Annotated in this window: 16 protein-coding genes; 14 read left to right on the top strand and 2 right to left on the bottom strand. The window is 62.9% G+C overall.

The window, feature by feature from the left end; all coding sequences use genetic code 11:
- Positions 1-62: 62 nt before the first annotated feature.
- From apt to FE240_RS10360, 14 genes are all read left to right on the top strand, one after another.
- Positions 63-608 (top strand): adenine phosphoribosyltransferase, encoded by a 546-nt coding sequence (gene apt / locus FE240_RS10425; protein ID WP_193000756.1) that lies wholly within the window; start codon positions 63-65, stop codon positions 606-608.
- A gap of 212 nt (positions 609-820) precedes the next feature.
- Entirely contained in the window at positions 821-3,250 is a 2,430-nt protein-coding gene (dnaX, locus tag FE240_RS10420; RefSeq protein WP_193000754.1) for a DNA polymerase III subunit gamma/tau, read from the top strand.
- A 111-nt stretch (positions 3,251-3,361) separates the two neighbouring features.
- Entirely contained in the window at positions 3,362-3,691 is a 330-nt protein-coding gene (locus FE240_RS10415) for a YbaB/EbfC family nucleoid-associated protein (RefSeq protein WP_193000752.1), read from the top strand.
- Between the two features lie 178 nt (positions 3,692-3,869).
- Positions 3,870-4,352, top strand: a complete 483-nt coding sequence (locus tag FE240_RS10410; protein WP_193000750.1) for a molybdopterin-dependent oxidoreductase — start codon at positions 3,870-3,872, stop codon at positions 4,350-4,352.
- A 1-nt stretch (position 4,353) separates the two neighbouring features.
- Positions 4,354-6,264 carry a putative bifunctional diguanylate cyclase/phosphodiesterase gene (locus tag FE240_RS10405; protein WP_193000748.1) on the top strand — a complete coding sequence of 637 codons (1,911 nt, stop codon included), beginning with the start codon at positions 4,354-4,356 and terminating at the stop codon, positions 6,262-6,264.
- A gap of 71 nt (positions 6,265-6,335) precedes the next feature.
- Positions 6,336-6,938: a recombination mediator RecR gene (recR, locus tag FE240_RS10400; RefSeq protein WP_193000746.1), complete on the top strand. Its 603-nt coding sequence runs from the start codon at positions 6,336-6,338 to the stop codon at positions 6,936-6,938.
- Between the two features lie 160 nt (positions 6,939-7,098).
- Complete coding sequence (gene htpG, locus FE240_RS10395; protein WP_193000744.1) at positions 7,099-9,009, top strand: molecular chaperone HtpG; 1,911 nt, start codon at positions 7,099-7,101, stop codon at positions 9,007-9,009.
- 210 nt (positions 9,010-9,219) lie between these two features.
- Complete coding sequence (adk, locus tag FE240_RS10390) at positions 9,220-9,864, top strand: adenylate kinase (protein ID WP_193000742.1); 645 nt, start codon at positions 9,220-9,222, stop codon at positions 9,862-9,864.
- 84 nt (positions 9,865-9,948) lie between these two features.
- On the top strand, positions 9,949-10,923 hold the full coding sequence (gene hemH / locus FE240_RS10385) for a ferrochelatase (protein WP_193000740.1): 975 nt from the start codon (positions 9,949-9,951) through the stop codon (positions 10,921-10,923).
- A 31-nt stretch (positions 10,924-10,954) separates the two neighbouring features.
- Positions 10,955-11,338 carry an MAPEG family protein gene (locus FE240_RS10380; RefSeq protein WP_193000738.1) on the top strand — a complete coding sequence of 128 codons (384 nt, stop codon included), beginning with the start codon at positions 10,955-10,957 and terminating at the stop codon, positions 11,336-11,338.
- A gap of 152 nt (positions 11,339-11,490) precedes the next feature.
- The gene (locus FE240_RS10375) at positions 11,491-12,795 is read left to right on the top strand and encodes an inosine/guanosine kinase (RefSeq protein WP_193000736.1); all 1,305 of its coding nucleotides are present in this window, start codon (positions 11,491-11,493) and stop codon (positions 12,793-12,795) included.
- 152 nt (positions 12,796-12,947) lie between these two features.
- A complete protein-coding gene (locus FE240_RS10370) occupies positions 12,948-14,579 on the top strand; it encodes a methyl-accepting chemotaxis protein (RefSeq protein WP_193000734.1) in 1,632 nt (543 codons plus the stop codon).
- Between the two features lie 108 nt (positions 14,580-14,687).
- Positions 14,688-15,053, top strand: a complete 366-nt coding sequence (locus FE240_RS10365) for a DUF2750 domain-containing protein (protein ID WP_042044707.1) — start codon at positions 14,688-14,690, stop codon at positions 15,051-15,053.
- Positions 15,054-15,154: 101 nt separating this feature from the next.
- Positions 15,155-17,533 carry a DNA polymerase II gene (locus FE240_RS10360; RefSeq protein WP_193000732.1) on the top strand — a complete coding sequence of 793 codons (2,379 nt, stop codon included), beginning with the start codon at positions 15,155-15,157 and terminating at the stop codon, positions 17,531-17,533.
- 5 nt (positions 17,534-17,538) lie between these two features.
- Here the strand turns inward: FE240_RS10360 and FE240_RS10355 are convergent, their stop codons facing one another.
- Together FE240_RS10355 and FE240_RS10350 are read right to left on the bottom strand one after the other, a co-directional pair.
- Positions 17,539-17,817 carry a peptidylprolyl isomerase gene (locus tag FE240_RS10355; RefSeq protein ID WP_042044709.1) on the bottom strand — a complete coding sequence of 93 codons (279 nt, stop codon included), beginning with the start codon at positions 17,815-17,817 and terminating at the stop codon, positions 17,539-17,541.
- 57 nt (positions 17,818-17,874) lie between these two features.
- Positions 17,875-18,243, bottom strand: a complete 369-nt coding sequence (locus FE240_RS10350) for a hypothetical protein (RefSeq protein ID WP_193000730.1) — start codon at positions 18,241-18,243, stop codon at positions 17,875-17,877.
- Positions 18,244-18,352: the final 109 nt, after the last annotated feature.

Here is an 18,352-nt window from a genome sequence, read left to right as displayed (position 1 = left end):
TCATTTTTGCAATGACAGGCCTTTTTGTTTGTCGCCGTAGCGATACGAATAACGGTCAAATCATGAATCCGGATACCCTGAAGTTTCTCGAAAGCAGCATCAAGACCATTCCCGACTACCCGAAGCCGGGCATCATGTTTCGCGACATCACCAGCCTGGTGGAAAATGCCGAAGCGTTTCGCGCCACCATCGATCTGCTGGTGAAGCACTATCAGGATCAGGGCATCACCAAGGTGGTTGGCACTGAGGCCCGCGGCTTCATCTTCGGCGCGCCGGTCGCCTGTGCCATGGGCGTCGGTTTTGTGCCGGTACGCAAGCCTGGCAAGCTGCCGCGCGAGGTGATTGAGGAGTCCTATGAGCTTGAATACGGCCAGGACACCCTGCAAATGCACACCGATGCCATCGTGCCCGGTGACAAGGTGCTGGTGGTCGATGATCTGCTGGCCACCGGTGGCACTGTCGATGCCGCCATCAAGCTGATCCGCCGTGCCGGTGGCGTGGTGGATGATGCCGCCTTCGTCATCTCCCTGCCGGCCCTGGGCGGCGAGGCGCGCCTCACCGCTGCCGGTGTCAAGGTGCTGACCCTGGTCGAGTACGACGGGGAGTAATTCCCGGCGTCGGCATAGTGACAAGAGAAGGGCTCCTGACGAGGAGCCCTTCTCTTTTGTGTTTTTGCCCTGCGTCAGCGCGCGTCCAGACCACCGGTGCGAGTGCCCGAAAACCCGCCATTCGCGCCGCTGCGCGCCCCTTCAAGGTATTGCCGCTGCGCCCTTTGTGTTAGCATCCGTCCCATTGTCTATGAGCCCCCCGATGGAGTGCGATGAGCTATCAGGTTCTGGCCCGCAAGTGGCGCCCCCGTACGTTTGAGCAGGTGGTGGGCCAGCAGCATGTGCTGACGGCCCTCACCAATGCCCTGGATCAGGGGCGGCTGCACCACGCCTATCTGCTAAGCGGTACCCGAGGGGTCGGCAAGACCACCATAGCCCGCATCCTGGCCAAGAGCCTCAACTGCGAGCAGGGGGTGAGCAGCCACCCGTGCGGCGTGTGCGACACCTGCCGCGAGATAGAGCAGGGGAGCTTCGTCGATCTGCTGGAGATCGATGCAGCCTCGCGCACCAAGGTGGAAGACACCCGCGAGCTGCTCGATAACGTGCAGTACCGCCCGGCCCGTGGTCGCTTCAAGGTCTACCTCATCGATGAGGTACACATGCTGTCGCGCCACAGCTTCAATGCGCTGCTGAAAACCCTGGAAGAGCCGCCCCCCTATGTGAAGTTTCTGCTGGCGACCACCGATCCGCAGAAGCTGCCCATCACCATACTGTCGCGTTGCCTGCAATTTCATTTGAAGAGCCTGGATCAGACCCAGATCGCCAAGCAGTTGGAATGGGTGCTCGATCAGGAAGGGCAACCGTTCGAGCCGCGTGCCCTGCTGGCCTTGGCCAAGGCGGCCGATGGCAGCATGCGCGACGCCCTGAGCCTGACCGATCAGGCGCTGGCCCACGGCAACGGCAGCGTGCATCTCGACAGCGTGCTGGCCATGCTCGGCACCCTGGATCACCGCCACCTCTATCAACTGCTGGAAGCGGTGCTGCGCCAGGATGCGCCGGCGGCCATCGCCAAGATTGAGGAGATGGCCACGCTTGGCCCCGATTTTGACCAACTGCACGCCGAGCTAGAGGCACTGCTGCACCGCATCGCCATGGCCCAGCTGCTCCCCTCCAGCGTACAGGAGGAGGGAGGCGATGCCGAACAACTGCGCCAGCTGGCCCAGACCATGAGCCCGGAAGAGGTGCAACTGTGTTATCAGATTGCCCTCAATGGTCGCAAGGAGCTGCAATGGGCGCCGGATGGCCGCAGTGGGCTCGAGATGACGGTGCTGCGCATGTTGGCGTTTTCACCGCGTCGGGTTGCTCTGCCGGCCGCCAGTTTTAGCGCTGCGCCCCAGGCGATGGCGCCGCTTGGCATGGCTGCCCCCCACAGTGCGCCGGTGGTCGCCGCCGTGCCGGGAAAGCCTCGGGAGGGGGAGCTCGCCCCTGAGCCCGAGGTAGCGCCTCAGGCCGATGAGCAGGCGCTCTTTGCTGAGCAGGCCGAATTGGTGGCTCAGGCCGAGCAGATGGGCTACGGTGCCGCAGCGCCGGCCATCGAGCCGGTGCCGGTCAGTGTACTGCTTCCCGAGCCGGCCAAGCCCGTAGCTGAGATGGTGTCAGTTCCCGAGCCACTGCCGGCCGAGGCGCCCGCCGCCGAGACGATGCCGCTTCCCGAGCCGGCCGTAGCGCCGGCCGCGGCCCCTGAGCCCCAGGTATCGGGCGCTCTGGCGCTGCTTGGTAAGAAGAATATGCTGCGCAGCCGCCTGCGCGCTGACACAGCGGTACCGACCCGTGAGCTGTCACCACGGCAGGCGCCGGCGCCTGCTGCTGCCAAGATGCCGAGCACACCGCCGGCTCCGGCGAAACCCGCGCCGGTCGCCGCCGAGCCGAGCCGCCCCGCACGCCGCCTCGATCCCGCCTTTGTGCCGCTCGAGGAGGAAGAGGAGGAGGGCGTCTCTTGGAGCGACTACGAAGCGGCCATGGCCAGTCGTGACTGGCCGCCGAGCACCGTCAGTGAGGTGGCTGCGGCCCCCGCTGCTGCGCCGGTAGCGACCGATCTGCCGCCGTGGTCGCTGGACGATGTTCCCGCCGCGCCTGCGGTGGTGCCCGCCGCCGAGGTCGCACCTGCTGCCGAGGTTGCGCCTTTGGCTGCCGAGCCGGTGCTGGAGGAGGCCCCTCAGCCGGAGCGGGCCACCATCGACTGGGATGAGCTGGAAGAGGCGCAAGAGGAGCAGGGCGATTTTGGTGAGCGCCTCATCCCCTCGAGCCTGCTGGCCCACTGCGGTGACGAGTGGGCCGAGCTTATCTCCCACACCCAGGTGGGGGGGCGGCTGCGCCAGCTTGCCATCAACTCGGTCATGCGCCGGGAGCCGGGAGTGTTGCATCTCACCCTCAAGCCGGAGCAGCGCCATCTGGTGAGCGAGAAAGCCTGCCAGGCGCTGGCCGAACACCTTGGGCCAGCCCTTGGCGAGAGCGTGAGGGTGGAGGTGGTGCTGGGCGTGGTGGAAGGCCATGAGACGCCGCTTGAGGTGGAGCATCGCCTCTATATGCAGACACTCGAGCAGGCGAGTCGGGATTTGCAGGGGGATCCCCATATCCAATTTATGCGCCAGCGCTTCGGAGCCGAATTGCATATCGACTCCATCGAGCCGCTGGTCGAATGATGCCGGGTTGACCGGCAACCGGTCCCCGGGTTGAAAAACCGCTTGCTGTCCCCATATTCTCCGGCAAGCCCCGCGGCCTTGGCCGTATCCGTTCAAGATGAGAGACGAACTATGTTTGGTAAAGGTGGAATCGGCAACCTGATGAAGCAGGCCCAGCAGATGCAAGAGCGCATGCAGCAACTGCAAGAGCAGCTGGCCGAGATGGAAGTGACCGGAGAATCCGGTGCCGGTATGGTCAAGGTCACCATGACCGGTGGCCACAGTGTGCGCCGCGTCGCCATCGACGAGAGCTTGATGGAAGACGACAAAGAGATGCTCGAAGATCTCATCGCTGCCGCTTTCAATGACGCGGTGCGCCGGGTTGAAGAGCAGAACAAAAGCAAGATGGCCGAGCTGACCGGTGGTATGCAGCTGCCGCCCGGCTTCAAGATGCCGTTCTAAGGCGAAGATGAACGAAGAGAGCCCCTAGGGGCTCTTTTTTTTTGCCGTGTATTGAGGCGTACCTTGCTACTGTGCACGATGTTGATAGCTGGTCTACCCTTGAACAGGTCTTTTTTTGAACTCAAAAGTATAAAAAATCAAAAGGTTAGCCTATTTAAACCACGACAAGGAGGGGCGGATGGGCGAACGTTTGTTGAAGGCGCTGATGCTGTGTAGTGGTCTATGGAGTGCCGTGGCGGTGGCGGGAGACGCTTTTTTGACCCTAAGTGGTACAGGGTGCTGCCAAGGGGCCGGGAGGGTGCAACTGACCCGTGCCGAGTTTGAGGCCTTGCCCCAGCATGAACTCAAGACCGAAACGCCGTGGACCGAGGGCTCCCATGTTTACCGGGGGGTGTTACTGCGGGATCTGATAGCGAGGTTTTCCCTCCCAGGAGAGACCTTAAAGGCCGTCGCCGTCAACGACTACTGGGCGGCCGTACCGGTCAACGATGCACTGACGTACCCCGTGCTGCTGGCCTCACACCAGGATGGTCAACCCTTGACCCTGCGCAGCAAGGGGCCACTGTGGATTGTCTACCCTCTCTCGGCGCATCCCGAGCTCGACAAGGAGCTCTATCACAGCCGCATGGTGTGGCAACTGACCCATCTAGAGAGTCATTAAGATGCCGCGCAGCAAATTTTTCGGCCTGCTGCTGATGGTGGCGGCCTTTCTCGGGGTGACGCTCTGGTCGGCCTGGAACTATGAGCGGGCCTTCAACGCCGTGACCCGCTACACCCAACGCTCGGCCTGGTCTCTTGCCCAGATGGAGCTAGAGCTGCGCGCCTTCCAGGGGGAGCTGGCACTCTACCGGCTGGGGGGAAGCTCGCCGCAGGCGTTGCAGCGGCGCTTCGATATCGCCTGGAATCGGCTCGATGTGTTCCTGCACGCCAAGGGCGGCGGTCAGAGCGAGGAGCTGCTCCCCATTTGGAAGGCGGTGAGCGATCTGCTGGCCTTGCTGCGACGCCATGAAGCCGATGTGGTGGCCGCCATGCCGGCCGATCCAACGCTGGCTCTCTTGTCCCGCGAACTGGAGCGGCATCTTGATGTGGTGCGTAAGGTGACCATCCAGAATTTCACCGGCCCCTCCGTCGTGACCCCCCGCGTGACGCTGGAGCGGGTCAGGGAGCAGAACTTTGTCGTGCTCGGTGTGTTGCTGCTGGTGACCATGGCGATGCTGCTGACCCTCTTTCTTGAGGTGCGGCGTCAGCATTTTCTCGCCTGGAATGACAGCCTGACCCGGCTACCCAACCGGGTGGCGCTGATGCATTTTTTGCGGCGCCACGTGGCGCGTGGTGGCCGCCGCATGACCGTCTGCCTGTTCGATCTCGGTCACTTTCGCGAGGTCAATGACAGCCTGGGTTATGAGGTGGGAGATGCCCTGCTGCGCGCCTTGGCCGCCAGGCTGCATGCCTTGCGCGGCCCGGCACTGTTTGTGGCCCGCACCGGCAGCGACGAGTTTGCCATCGTCATGATCGGCAGCATGCCCACCTATCTGCGCTTTCCGTTTCTCGAAAAGCTGCACGCCGAGCTGACCCAGCTAGCCTATGAGGCCGATCCGGCGCATCGGGTGCATGTCTTCATGGGGGTGAGCCAGTATGCTCCTTCGCTCAATTCACCGGAGGAGACGCTGCTGTTTGCCGACATCGCGCTCGAGAGTGCCAAGCGGCAAGATGCGACGCGCTATGTGATGTTCTCCTCTTCCATGTACCGGCACTATCGGCGCAACCGCCAACTCTCGGTCGAACTGCGTGAGCTGCTCGAGGGCGAGGACGAGCAGCAGTTGGCGCTTCATTACCAGCCGATCGTCTGTGAGCATGAAGCGACCCGGCTGGGGGCCGAGGCGCTGCTGCGCTGGCATCACCCGGAATATGGCTTTATCGCGCCACCCGATATCGTCGAGTTGGCAGAGGAAAATGGCCTCGGCCAACGGCTCGGAGCCTGGATCTTCCGGCGACTGCAACGGGATCTCGCCACCTTTCCCAGCGCATTGGTGGCGCGCCTTGAATTGTCGGTCAACCTCTCGGGCTCCATGTTCCACCATCGTCTGCCGCAACAGATCGAGGCGGCGCTGGCCGGAGGGCCGCTGCAACGCCAGCAATTGGTGCTGGAGCTGACCGAGAGCATCGCCATCGATGATCTGCCGCGCAGCCAGCATATCCTGCGTGGACTGCACCATATCGGCGTGCGGGTGGCTCTGGATGATTTTGGCACCGGCTGGGCATCGCTCTCTTATCTGCGTGCGCTCTCGTTTGACAAACTCAAGATTGACCGCTCCTTCATCACGGCGATCGACAGCGATGAGCGGCAGGCGCTGTTTGTCGGGATGATCACCGATCTCTCCCACCAACTCGGGGTACAGGTGGTGGCCGAGGGGGTGGAGCGGTACGAGGAGTGGCGGGCGGTGCTGCGTCTCGGGGTCGATGAGGTGCAAGGCTATTTTTATGCCAAACCGTTGCCAGCCGCGGCGTTTCACGCCTTCTGTGACGACTATTTCGGGCCAGAACTCATGTTGACCGAGGTGGCCTGTGGCTGAAGGGAGCCCATGACAAGGCCCCCCACCTTTGGGTATAGTCCTGCCCCTGTTCCTGTCTGATTGAGAGCGCGATGAAATTCAGCCCCCTGCTTGACGAGATGATCAAGGCCCTGCAAGTGTTGCCCGGCGTGGGCCCCAAGTCGGCCCAGCGGATGGCGTTCCAACTGCTCGAGCGCGAGCGCAGCCGTGGCGTGCGGTTGGCCCAGACCCTGACCCGGGCGCTGACCGAGATTGGCCATTGCAGCCAGTGCCGCACCTTCACCGAAAATGAGCAGTGCGAGCTGTGTGCTAGCCCCAAGCGCGCCGAAAACGGCCTGCTCTGTGTGGTGGAGAGCCCGGCCGACGTGGCGGCCATCGAGCAGACCGGTCACTACAGCGGCCGCTACTTCGTGCTGATGGGTCACCTCTCGCCGCTCGACGGAATTGGCCCGCAAGAGTTGGGGCTGGAGATCCTCGAGCAGCGGCTGCGCGCCGAGCAGATAGAGGAGCTGATCCTCGCCACCAACCCCACGATTGAGGGGGATGCCACCGCCTACTACATCGCCGAGATGGCCCGCGCTGCCGGGGTCAAGGTGAGCCGTATCGCCCACGGCGTGCCGGTGGGCGGTGAGTTGGAGCTGGTGGATGGCACCACGCTCTCTCACTCCCTGATGGGGCGCCAGCCCCTGATCTGAGTCTTGGCTGACGCGACAGTGTGAGTGTGCAAGCCCTGCCTTTGGCGGGGCTTGCGGGTCTTTGGCGCGTGGAAAATTGCATCCTCCCCCTTGAAACCTCGGCACCTGTCCCCATCTTCCTTGTCGAATCCGTTCAACCTGAATCGTCAAGGAATTGCCGATGACCCAAGCCGTTCATGCCGAAACCCACGGGTTTCAGACCGAAGTGAAACAGCTGCTGAGCCTGATGGCCCACAGCCTCTACTCCAACAAAGAAGTGTTCCTGCGCGAGCTTATCTCCAACGCCTCCGATGCGGCGGACAAGCTGCGCTTCAAGGCGCTTTCCGAGCCTTCCTTGTATGAGAATGACGGTCAGCTGCGCGTTCGTCTCATCGTTGACAAGGAGGCCCGCACCCTGACCATCTCCGACAACGGGATCGGGATGAGTCGCGACCAGGTGATCGAGCACCTGGGCACCATCGCCCGCTCTGGCACCGCCGAGTTCTTCAAGAACCTCTCTGGCGATCAGAGCAAGGACTCCCAGCTGATCGGTCAGTTCGGGGTCGGTTTCTACTCCGCCTTCATCGTGGCCGACAAGGTGACCGTGGTCTCCCGCGCCGCCGGCGAGCCGGTTGAGCGCGCCGTGCAGTGGGAATCCGCTGGGGAAGGCTCGTTCACCGTGGCCGATGTGACCAAGGAGAGCCGCGGTACCGATGTGATCCTGCATCTGCGCGCCGAGGAAGAGGAGTTCCTCGACGACTGGCGCCTGCGCTCCGTGGTGGGCAAGTACTCCGATCACATCTCAATCCCGGTTGAGCTGTACAAGGAGGGCACCCCGGATCGGGAAGAGGAGGGCGAGACCGTCGTCGGCACTCCGGGCCAGTGGGAGCAGGTCAACCGCGCGACCGCCCTGTGGACCCGCAACCCGAAAGAGATCAAGGACGAGGAGTACCAGGAGTTCTACAAGCACATCGCCCACGACTTTGAGGACCCGCTGTTGTGGGGCCACAACCGGGTGGAAGGGGCCCAGGAGTACACCAGCCTGCTCTATGTGCCGGCCCGCGCCCCGTTTGATCTCTACAACCGCGAGCAGAAACACGGCCTCAAGCTCTACGTGCAGCGCGTCTTCATCATGGACGACGCCGAGCAGTTCATGCCGGCCTACCTGCGCTTCGTGAAAGGGGTGCTGGACTCGGGCGATCTGCCGCTCAACGTCAGCCGCGAAATCCTGCAAGACAACAAGACCACGGCGGCCCTGCGCAAGGCGTGCACCAAGCGGGTGCTCACCATGCTCGGGAAGCTGGCCAAGGACGATGCCGAAAAATACGCCACGTTCTGGACAGAGTTCGGCAACGTGCTCAAGGAAGGCCCGGCCGAGGACTACGCCAACCGCGAAGAGATCGCCAAGCTGCTGCGCTTTGCCAGCACGGCCGGTGACGGCGAGGCCCAGAACGTGTCGCTGGAGGACTATGTTGGCCGCATGAAGGAAGGTCAGCAGAAGATCTACTACATCACCGCTGACTCCTACGCCGCCGCCAAGAACAGCCCGCATCTGGAGATCTTCCGCAAGAAGGGCATCGAGGTGCTGCTGATGTGGGAGCGGGTCGACGAGTGGCTGATGAGCCACTTGAGCGAGTTCGACGGCAAGCAGCTCATCTCGGTCACCCGTGGCGAGCTGGATCTCGGGGATCTGGAAGACGAAGCCGACAAGCAGGCCCAGGAGGCCTCCGAGAAGGCCAACGCCGGCCTCATCGAGCGGGCGAAAAAGAGCTTAGGTGAGGCGGTCAAAGAGGTGCGCGTCACCCACCGCCTGACCGACTCGCCGTCGTGCATCGTCACCGACGCCTACGGCATGAGCACCCAGATGATCAAGCTGATGCGCGCCGCCGGCCAGCCGGTGCCGGAGCAGAAATATATCCTCGAGCTCAATCCTGAGCATCCGTTGGTCAAGAAGCTCGACGGTATCCAGGACGAGAGTCTGTTCGGCGAGTGGGTCTCCCTGCTGCACGAGCAGGCCCAGCTGGCAGAGCAGGGCGGTCTGACCGACCCGGCCAGTTTCGTGGCTCGCATCAACCGGTTGCTGCTGGGGTGATGCCCGGAAGGCCCGCTTCGGCGGGCCTTCGCATTTATGCTGCATTTTCACGCAGTGGATGCCTGCCACCTCAGGCTGGACAAGGGGCCTGCAAGCGGGCGGCACTGGCGGCAAAATGGCCGGTTGTCCCGCTTTGGCTTGTGGAAGCGGGGGAAAGCGTGTAATTTTTCCCCCGCCAACGATTTGAATAACCAATCAATAGGAGCGTGTATGCGCATTGTTCTGCTCGGGGCACCGGGTGCCGGCAAGGGTACTCAGGCTCAGTTCATCATGGAAAAACACGGTATTCCGCAGATCTCCACCGGCGACATGCTGCGTGCCGCGATCAAGGCGGGCACCGAGCTGGGCCTCAAGGCCAAGGCGGTGATGGACGCGGGTCAACTGGTCTCCGACGAGATCATCATCGGTCTGGTCAAGGAGCGTATCGCTCAGGCCGATTGCGCCAACGGTTTCCTGCTGGACGGTTTTCCGCGCACCATTCCCCAGGCCGAGGCCATGAAGGAAGCTGGTGTGAGCGTGGACTTCGTGCTCGAGTTCGACGTGCCGGACGAAGAGATCGTCAAGCGCATGAGTGGCCGCCGCGTTCACCCGGGTTCGGGCCGTACCTACCACGTGGTCTTCAACCCGCCCAAGGTGGAAGGCAAAGATGACGTGACTGGCGAGGATCTGGTGATCCGCGCTGACGACGAAGAGACCACGGTGCGCAAGCGTCTCGACGTCTACCACACCCAGACCGCTCCGCTGGTGGGTTTTTACAAGCAAGAGGCCGAGGCTGGTCACACCCAGTACCACAAGATCGACGGCACCCAGAGCGTCGATGCAGTAAGTCAGCAACTGGCTACCCTGCTGGGTTAAAACCTGCTAAAAAAGAGGGCCCGACTAGGGCCCTTTTTTTATGGCGATTTTTATGGTGATGCTACACCACCACAGAGAGGCACAGTGACAACCAAAACCGGCATTCTGCTCGTCAATCTGGGTACGCCGGCGGCACCGACCACGGCCGCCGTCAAGGCGTTTCTCGGCCAGTTCCTGCACGACCCCAGGGTGGTCGACTTGCCTCGCGCCCTCTGGTGCCCGCTGCTCCACGGTATTATTCTGCCAACCCGCTCACCGCGGGTAGCCAAGCTCTACCAAACGGTCTGGACGGCGGAAGGATCGCCCCTGATGGCCATCAGCGTGCGCCAGCGCACGGCGCTCGAGCAGGAGCTCACGCGCGAAGGGGTCGATGTGCCGGTGGCCTTGGCCATGACCTACGGCAGCCCCTCCATGAGCGAGGGCTGGGCGCAGCTCAAGGCGCAAGGGGTCAATCGCGTCATCATCTTACCCCTCTATCCCCAATATTCGGTGAGTACCACGGCCAGCGTGTTCGACGCCTGGGCCAAGGCGATGAAGCGCGAGCGCAATTTGCCGGTGATGCGCCTCATCCGTGACTATCACGCTCACCCTGAGTACATCCAGGCGCTGACCCAGAGCGTGCGGCGTCACTGGGAGCGGCATGGCCAGGGCGATCACCTGCTGATGTCGTTTCACGGTATTCCCGAGCGTTATGCCCGCGAAGGGGACCCTTACGGCGATCAGTGTCGTCACACCGCCTCTTTGCTGGCGGCCGCGCTCAGTCTGGAAGAGGGGCGTTGGAGCCTCACCTTCCAGTCTCGCTTTGGCAAGGAGGAGTGGCTCAAGCCCTATACCGACGAGACGGTGGCGAGCCTGCCCGGTCAGGGGGTCAAGCGCCTCGACGTGATCTGCCCCGGTTTTGCCGCTGATTGCCTGGAAACGCTGGAGGAGATCGACGGCCAGAATCGCGAGCTGTTCCTCGAGCATGGTGGTGAGGCGTTCCACTTTATCCCCTCGCTCAATGACGAGGCGGCCCACATCCGTATGATGGTGTCGCTCATCTGCCGTGAGCTGGCCTGATCACACGGCATTACCCTAAGGAAGGAAAGTCATGCTGCATATAACCCTGCTCTATGCTGGCCTGCTCGGCCTGCTGTTTCTCGCGCTGTCGGTGTGGGTCATCTCGCGCCGCTTTAAGTTTCGCGTCTCGCTCGGCGAAGGGGAGTCTCCCGAGCTGCGCGCCGCCGTGCGTGCCCACGGCAATTTCGCCGAGTATGTGCCGCTGGTGCTGCTGCTGATGGGCGGGTTGGAGCTGGTGGGGGCCGGCGCCCTTTGGCTGCATCTCATCGGTGGCTTGCTGCTGCTGGGCCGCCTCTCCCACGCCATCGGTATTCAGATCCCCAAGGCCCCCAACCCCTATCGTCTGGTCGGGATCATGGCCACCTTCATCGCCTTGTTGCTGGGGTCGCTGCTCGCCCTCGTCCACGCCTTTTAAGGGGACTGGTATCCCGCTGGGGGAGGGCAAACGTTTCCCCTCCCGACCGGGCACATATACTAGGAAGAATCTTGGGTGCCGCGCCTTTTCGCCCTCCGCTGGTGTGGTAGAATCGCGGCCCCTTCGTTCCTCCTCAGCTAAAGATCAGTGCCATGAAATTTCCCGGTCAGCGTAAGTCCAAACACTACTTTCCGGTGGATCGCCGCGATCCCCTTCTCTCCCAAAACGCGGCGCTCGCCGATCGGGGCAAGGCTTACGTGGTCGGTATCGATCAGACCCTGGTCGACATCGAAGCGCACGTGGATCGGGCCTTTCTCGAGCGTTATGGCCTGAGCTGTGGCCACTCTGTGGTCATCTCCGACGAGGTGGCTGAGCGAGTCTACGACGAGCTCAAGAGCAACGACATGGTGGTGAGCGAGTTTGCTGGCGGTACCATCGGCAACACCATGCACAACTATTCGGTGCTGGCCGACTCCCACTCCATCCTGCTCGGGGTCATGAGCCAGGACATTCGCATCGGCAGCTATGCCTACCGTTATCTGTGCAACACCTCGTCGCGGGTCAACCTCGACTATCTGCAACCGGTGGCCGGCCCCATCGGTCGCTGCTTCACCTTCATCACCGAGGGGGGCGAGCGCAGTTTTGGCATCAACGCCGGCAAGATGGATCACCTCGACGTGGCCCACATCCCCGAAGCCATCATCAAGGAGGCCTCGGCCTTGGTCATCACCGCCTATCTGGTGCGCGGTGAAGATGGTACGCCGATGAAAGAGGCGGCCATGGCGGCGGTGCGTTATGCCCGTGAAGCCGGAGTCCCTGTGGTATTGACCCTGGGCACCCGCTTCGTCATCGAGTCCGACCCCCAGTGGTGGCGCGATTTTATCAGCGAGAACGTCACCGTGCTGGCCATGAACGAAGAGGAAGGGGAGGCCCTGACCGGTTTTGCCGATCCGCTGGCCGCCGCCGACAAGGCGCTCGACTGGGCCGACATGGTGCTCTGCACCGCCGGGCCGGTCGGGCTCTACATGGCGGCTTACACCGATGACGATCACAAGCGCCAGACCTCCTTGCCGCTGCTGCCTGGGGTCATCCCCGAGTTCAACATGTATGAGTTCAGCCGCCCCATGATGCGCCGCCGCTGCCGCAAGCCACTGCGTATCTACTCCCACATTGCCCCTTACATGGGGGGCCCTGAGAAGATCAAGAACACCAACGGGGCGGGGGATGGCGCCCTCTCGGCCCTGCTGCACGACATGGTGGCCAACGCCTATCATCGCAGCGCCGTACCCAATTCGGCCAAGCACATGGCCGATTTTCTCACCTACTCCTCCCTGGCTCAGGTGTGCAAGTATGCCAACCGGGTGAGCTACGAAGTGCTGGCCCAGAGCAGTCCGCGCCTTTCTCGGGGGCTGCCCGAGAAGGAAGACAGTCTGGAAGAGGTGTACTGGGAGCGGTGATCCGCACGCGGGGGCCATCGGCCCCCGAATTTTTTAAGGGGGCGTGAGGCACCTCACCAAATTACGGATTTGCGACCCAGGTCGGATAGACAGCTCCCCCTCTTTTCACCTAGCGTGATCCTCACTCATCAAGGAATGAAGAGGATTTCACCGTGCTGACCCGCCTTTCGATCCGCCACCGCCTGCTGTTGATCACCCTGCTGGCTCTGCTTTCCCTGCTGCTGCTGACCCTGGTGGCGGCCGAGCAGTACCGCCGCAGCCTGCTCGAAGAGAAACAGTTGCAGACCCGCCATCAGGTGGAGACGGTCTGGAGCCTGGTCGATGGTTTCGCCCGGCAGGTCAGCGAGGGGACGCTCTCCGAGGCGCAGGCCAAACAGGCGGCGCTCAAGGCCATCGCCGCCCTGCGCTACGGCCATGACGACTACTTCTGGATCAACGACAGCCGCCCCTTCATGGTGATGCACCCGATGAAGCCCGAGCTCGACGGCAAGGATCTGACCGCGATCGCCGACCCGGATGGCAAGCACCTGTTCGTTGCCTTTGTCGAGGCGACCCGCCACGCCCCGCAGGGGGCGCAGGTGGCCTATCAGTGGCCCAAACCCGGCTCGGCGCAGCCGGTGGCCAAGGTGTCGTTCGTCAAGCGTTTTGCGCCATGGGACTGGATCATCGGCACCGGCATTTATGTGGATGATGTGGAGCAGCAGTACCAGCAGGTACTGCTGCGCCTGCTCGGTGTTAGCTTGGTGATCCTCACCCTGCTGGCCCTGCTCTCAGGGTGGCTAGGGCGCTCCATCGTACAGCCGCTGGAGGCGGCCTCCCGCGCCCTGGCAGTGCTGGCTCGTGGTGAAGGGGATCTGCGCGCCCGGTTGCACGAGCGGGGGCGAGACGAGCTCTCCGCGCTGGGGCGTAACTTCAACCGCTTCGCCGATCAGATGGTGACCCTGGTGCAGCAGGTTCAGGGGATCGCCCGGGACAATGACGGCGCGGCCGAGCGCTTGGCCGAGGTGGCTCACAACCACCACCGGCTGGCGAACGAGCAGGTGGCCGACACTGAACGGGTGGCGAGCGCCATGTCGCAGGTGGCCGCCAGTTGCCAGGAGATAGGCGAACATACCCGTGAGGCGGCGGGCTCGGCCTCTCAGGCAATGGCGATGGTACATGACGGCGAGGCGTTGATGCAGCGCTCGGCCGAGGTGGTACAGCGGCTGGCCGAACAGTTGGGGGCCTCGGTGGCCTCGGTCGAGCAGCTCGGCGCGGACAGCCAGAAGATAGACGGGGTGCTCGAGGTGATCCGCGGGGTGGCCGAGCAGACCAACTTGCTGGCGCTCAACGCCGCCATCGAGGCGGCCCGGGCCGGGGAGCAGGGACGCGGTTTTGCTGTGGTGGCCGACGAGGTGCGTACCCTGGCCAATCGCACTCACGCATCGACCGATGAAATTCGCAACATGATAGCCAGCGTGCAGCACGGCACCGATCAGGTGACGGCGCAGATCGGCCAGTTGCAGGGGCTCTCCGATGCGGCGGCGCACTCGGTCGCACAAATGGAGAGCGTCATCGCCGAGCTGGCCAGCCTCATCGACCAGATTGGGGGTATGAACGGCCAGATAGCCAGCGCCGCCGATCAGCAGGTCGCGTCGGTGGCGGGGATCAACCACAACATGGAGACCATTGCCCGCGCCGCGCATCGGGCGCTGGAGCATAACGAGCAGACCGAGCAGGCGGTGGCGGCATTGGAGGCGGGCGGGCGTCAGCTCTCGGCACTGGTGGATCGCTATCAAACCTGAATGATGGCCGCTTTTTGACGCTTGTCCTTGAGTCGGTAGGGGTTTTGGGAGACCATCTGCTCCAGGCGGCCATCCTGGGCCCGCGCACTGTGCAAGAGAGATCTCCCAATGAGCAAGCTAACTGACAACCTTGACGCCAATTTTCAACTGTTTATCGAAGAGGTCCGTGAAACGGGCCAGTTGTGGGGGCTGCGTTACGGTGAAGATTGGGTCGTTTGCCAGTCGGCGGAGTTTGAGGACGCAGACGTGATGCCGCTGTGGTCCAATGAGGCGGATGCCCGCTTGCACTGCGCCGAGGAGTGGGTGGACTACCAGCCGGATGCCATCGATCTGGAGGAGTTCCTCGACGTGTGGGTCAACGATCTGGACGAAGATGAAGTGCTGATCGGCCCGAACTGGAACAGCGAGTTGGAGGGGGCAGAAGTCGAGCCCATCGAGCTGGCTAAGGTGCTGGTTGAGGTCGATGAAGCCTGAACCGATCGGGTTCTGCATTGAGAGGGGCTGCCGTGAGGCGGCCCCTCTTCGTTAACGGGAGCAGCTTGCCGCTCACCACTGTACAAACGTACAATGGTGCCATGAGCGCGACGCCTTCCACGCAACCAAGCCCCCCAAGCGAGGGCTTCATCCTTACCCGCCACGCCCGTGACCATGGCGGCCGTACCGAGATCATCCTCTGGCTGTGGAGTCCAGAGGGGCCGGTACGGCTGGTGGTTGAGGGGCAGGAGCCACTCTTTTTCCTGCCGCTGGCTCAATTGAGCGAGGCGATGACCCTGTTTCGTGCCCACGGGGTGCGCGGGCGTACCCGTCGTCTGCCGCTGCACACCTTCGACGGACGGGCGGTGGCGGGGGTCTATTTCCCGACGCTGGCGGCGTTTCACAAGGCGGTGGAGCTGCTGCTCATCAAGGGCATTGAGCACTTTGAGGCGGACATTCGCCTGGCCGAGCGCTACCTGATGGAGCGTTTCATTACCGCCGGGGTCAAGTTCCAGGGCGCCGTGCAGCGGCGTGCAGGCAACTGGCAGGTGGGGCGCGCGCGCTGTGCTCCTGCCACCATCACACCGCAGCTCTCTTGGGTATCGCTCGATGTGGAGTGCGCCATGGACGGCACCCTCTTCTCGGTGGGGTTGTCGAGCCCCATGGACGAGCGGGTCATCATGATTGGCGAGCCCGAGGAGATGGCGACCCCGGTGGAGTGGGTGAGCGATGAGCCGGCCCTGCTTGCGGCGCTGGAGCGCTGGTTCCAGCGCTTCGATCCGGATCTGGTGATGGGCTGGAACGTGGTCAATTTCGATTTTCGCCTGCTGCTGCGCCGCGCCGATCTCTACAAGCGGCGGCTGCGGCTCGGCCGTGGCCGTGAACTCGCCTTCTGGCGCGCCTCGCGCCAAGACCCCCAGAGCGGCAATGTGACCTTGCCGGGGCGCATGGTGCTCGATGGGATCGATACCCTCAAAAGCGCCACCTGGCAGTTCCCAAGCTTCAGCCTCGATGCGGTGGCAAGCGATCTGCTCGGGCGCGGCAAAGATATCGAGGACGTGGCCAACCGTGGCCAGAAGATCACCGAGCTGTTTCACTCCGACAAGGCGGCGCTGGCCCGCTACAACCTGGAAGATTGCCGCTTGGTGCACGAGATTTTTGCGCATTGCGATCTCATCGCCTTCGCGGTGGAGCGGGCATCACTCACCGGCCTTGAGCTCGATCGCATCGGCGGCTCGGTGGCGGCTTTCACCAACCTCTATCTGCCGCGTTTGCACCGGGGGGGCTATGTGGCGCCCAACCTGCCCCAAGGGGGCGGGCTGGCCAGCCCGGGCGGCTACGTGATGGATTCGAGCCCCGGCCTCTATCGCCACGTGCTGGTGCTCGATTTTAAGAGCCTCTACCCGAGCATCATCCGTACCTTTCGCATCGATCCCATGGGGCTGGTGGAGGGGTTAAATGCCTCGGAGCACGCCATTCCCGGTTTTCGCGGGGCGCTGTTCTCCCGTGAGAGGCACTTTCTGCCCGCCCTTATCGAGGGGCTGTGGCAGGCGCGCGATCGGGCCAAGGCGGCGGGCAACAAGCCGCTTTCTCAGGCCATCAAGATCATCATGAACTCGTTTTATGGTGTGCTGGGCTCGGGGGGCTGCCGCTTCTACGATCCGAGGCTGGCCAGCTCCATCACCTTGCGGGGTCACGGCATCATGCAAACCACCCGAGAGTGGATTGAAGCGCAGGGGTATCAGGTGATCTACGGCGATACCGACTCGACCTTCGTGCACTTGGGCAAGGCGGTGAGTGCGGGGGAAGCCGATGCCATCGGCCATGGTCTGGCGGATCTCATCAACCAGAATTGGCGCGAGAAGATCCGCGCCGAGTTTGACCTTGAGAGTGCCCTCGAGATCCAGTACGAGACTCACTACCGGCGCTTTTTGATGCCGACCATCCGTGGCCTCGAGAAGGGCAGCAAGAAGCGCTACGCCGGTCTGGTGGGGGAAGGGGAGGCGGAAAAACTGGTGTTCAAGGGGCTCGAAACGGTGCGCACCGACTGGACTGTGCTGGCCAAAGAGTTCCAGTCAGAGCTATTTAACCTGGTGTTTCACGACCGCTGTCCGCGCGATTTTGTGCGAGAGACGGTGGATGAGACCCGGCGCGGGCTGCGTGATGAACAGTTAGTTTATCGCAAGCGGCTGCGCCAGCAGCTCGAGGAATACCAGAAGAATGTGCCGCCCCACGTGCGCGCCGCACGGCTGGCCGACGATGAGAACCGTCGCCGCGGCTTGCCGCTGCGCTACCAGCATCGCGGCACCATCGCCTACGTCATGACGGTCAGTGGCCCCGAGCCGCTGGAGTACCGGCGCAGCGCCATCGACTACGAGCACTATGTGGAGAAGCAGCTAAAGCCGATCGCCGATGCCATCCTCCCCTTCGTGGGGGAGTCGTTCGAGCGGATCTGCGGCCAGCAGCTCAAGCTGTTTTAAGCGGATCAGCGGCGGTAGAGCACCTTGATGAGGTGAAAGCCGAACTTGGTGCGCACCGGGCCGAGCACGCTGAGCAGCTCCCCCTTGAAGACGGCATCATCGAACGCCTTGACCATGTCGCCCCGGGAGAACTCCCCCAGATCGCCGCCGCGCTTGCCCGAGGGGCAGGTGGAGAAGCGTTTGGCCATCTGGCCAAAATCGGCCCCCTTGGCAAGCTTGTCGCGGATCTCGAGGCACTGGCGTTCGGTCTTGACCAAGATGTGCAGGGCGCAGGCGGTTTTCATGAGGGGGCTCCTTGAGGGGCAAAAGGGTCGCAAGGGTACCCGAAATCGGGCGCCGCGTCAGCGGGTCGCCAGCCGCAATTGATTGGCACGGGCTTGCCACATCACCTCGAGTCCCATCAGGCCATAGACACACCAGACTGCGATCGGCGTGATCCAGCTGGCGCCGAGCCCCATTACGGTGAGGGCGGCGCCGGTCAGCAGTAGGGTGGTGCCGAGCAGCCGCCAGTGGAAAGCCAGAGGAGAGAGCAGGCCAAGCCCGACCAGCAGCAGTAGCCCGATGGGCAGGTTGAGGGCGGTGAAAGCCAGTGCCCGCTCCCCCTCCATGCCGGTCAGCAGCGCCATCAGTGCGCTGACGCTGGCCAGAAAGGTCAGAAATTCGATGCGGTCGGCGATGAAGTCCGCCATCTTTTCGCTGGTGTGGTGCATGTCATCTCTCCTCTAGCAATGTGATCAGTGTCGCCTTTCTGTGGCGTGAGCGGCAGCGTAATTAATCGATTGGTGCAACAGAGTGAAGCGAAGGGGAGGGTGAAGCGTA

It is taken from the genome of Aeromonas simiae (assembly GCF_014892695.1).
GTDB lineage: Bacteria > Pseudomonadota > Gammaproteobacteria > Enterobacterales > Aeromonadaceae > Aeromonas > Aeromonas simiae.
This window is presented reverse-complemented; position numbering and strand designations above follow the sequence as displayed.

Bases quoted from the DNA above. Each gene is read 5' to 3' on its own strand.
- FE240_RS10360 (WP_193000732.1), top strand. From the start codon at position 15,155: ATGAGCGCGACGCCTTCCACGCAACCAAGCCCCCCAAGCGAGGGCTTC.
- FE240_RS10350 (WP_193000730.1), bottom strand. From the start codon at position 18,243: ATGCACCACACCAGCGAAAAGATGGCGGACTTCATCGCCGACCGCATC.
- adk (WP_193000742.1), top strand. From the start codon at position 9,220: ATGCGCATTGTTCTGCTCGGGGCACCGGGTGCCGGCAAGGGTACTCAG.
- FE240_RS10415 (WP_193000752.1), top strand. From the start codon at position 3,362: ATGTTTGGTAAAGGTGGAATCGGCAACCTGATGAAGCAGGCCCAGCAG.
- htpG (WP_193000744.1), top strand. From the start codon at position 7,099: ATGACCCAAGCCGTTCATGCCGAAACCCACGGGTTTCAGACCGAAGTG.
- FE240_RS10410 (WP_193000750.1), top strand. From the start codon at position 3,870: ATGGGCGAACGTTTGTTGAAGGCGCTGATGCTGTGTAGTGGTCTATGG.
- FE240_RS10405 (WP_193000748.1), top strand. From the start codon at position 4,354: ATGCCGCGCAGCAAATTTTTCGGCCTGCTGCTGATGGTGGCGGCCTTT.
- FE240_RS10380 (WP_193000738.1), top strand. From the start codon at position 10,955: ATGCTGCATATAACCCTGCTCTATGCTGGCCTGCTCGGCCTGCTGTTT.
- FE240_RS10375 (WP_193000736.1), top strand. From the start codon at position 11,491: ATGAAATTTCCCGGTCAGCGTAAGTCCAAACACTACTTTCCGGTGGAT.
- FE240_RS10355 (WP_042044709.1), bottom strand. From the start codon at position 17,817: ATGAAAACCGCCTGCGCCCTGCACATCTTGGTCAAGACCGAACGCCAG.
- apt (WP_193000756.1), top strand. From the start codon at position 63: ATGAATCCGGATACCCTGAAGTTTCTCGAAAGCAGCATCAAGACCATT.
- dnaX (WP_193000754.1), top strand. From the start codon at position 821: ATGAGCTATCAGGTTCTGGCCCGCAAGTGGCGCCCCCGTACGTTTGAG.
- recR (WP_193000746.1), top strand. From the start codon at position 6,336: ATGAAATTCAGCCCCCTGCTTGACGAGATGATCAAGGCCCTGCAAGTG.
- FE240_RS10365 (WP_042044707.1), top strand. From the start codon at position 14,688: ATGAGCAAGCTAACTGACAACCTTGACGCCAATTTTCAACTGTTTATC.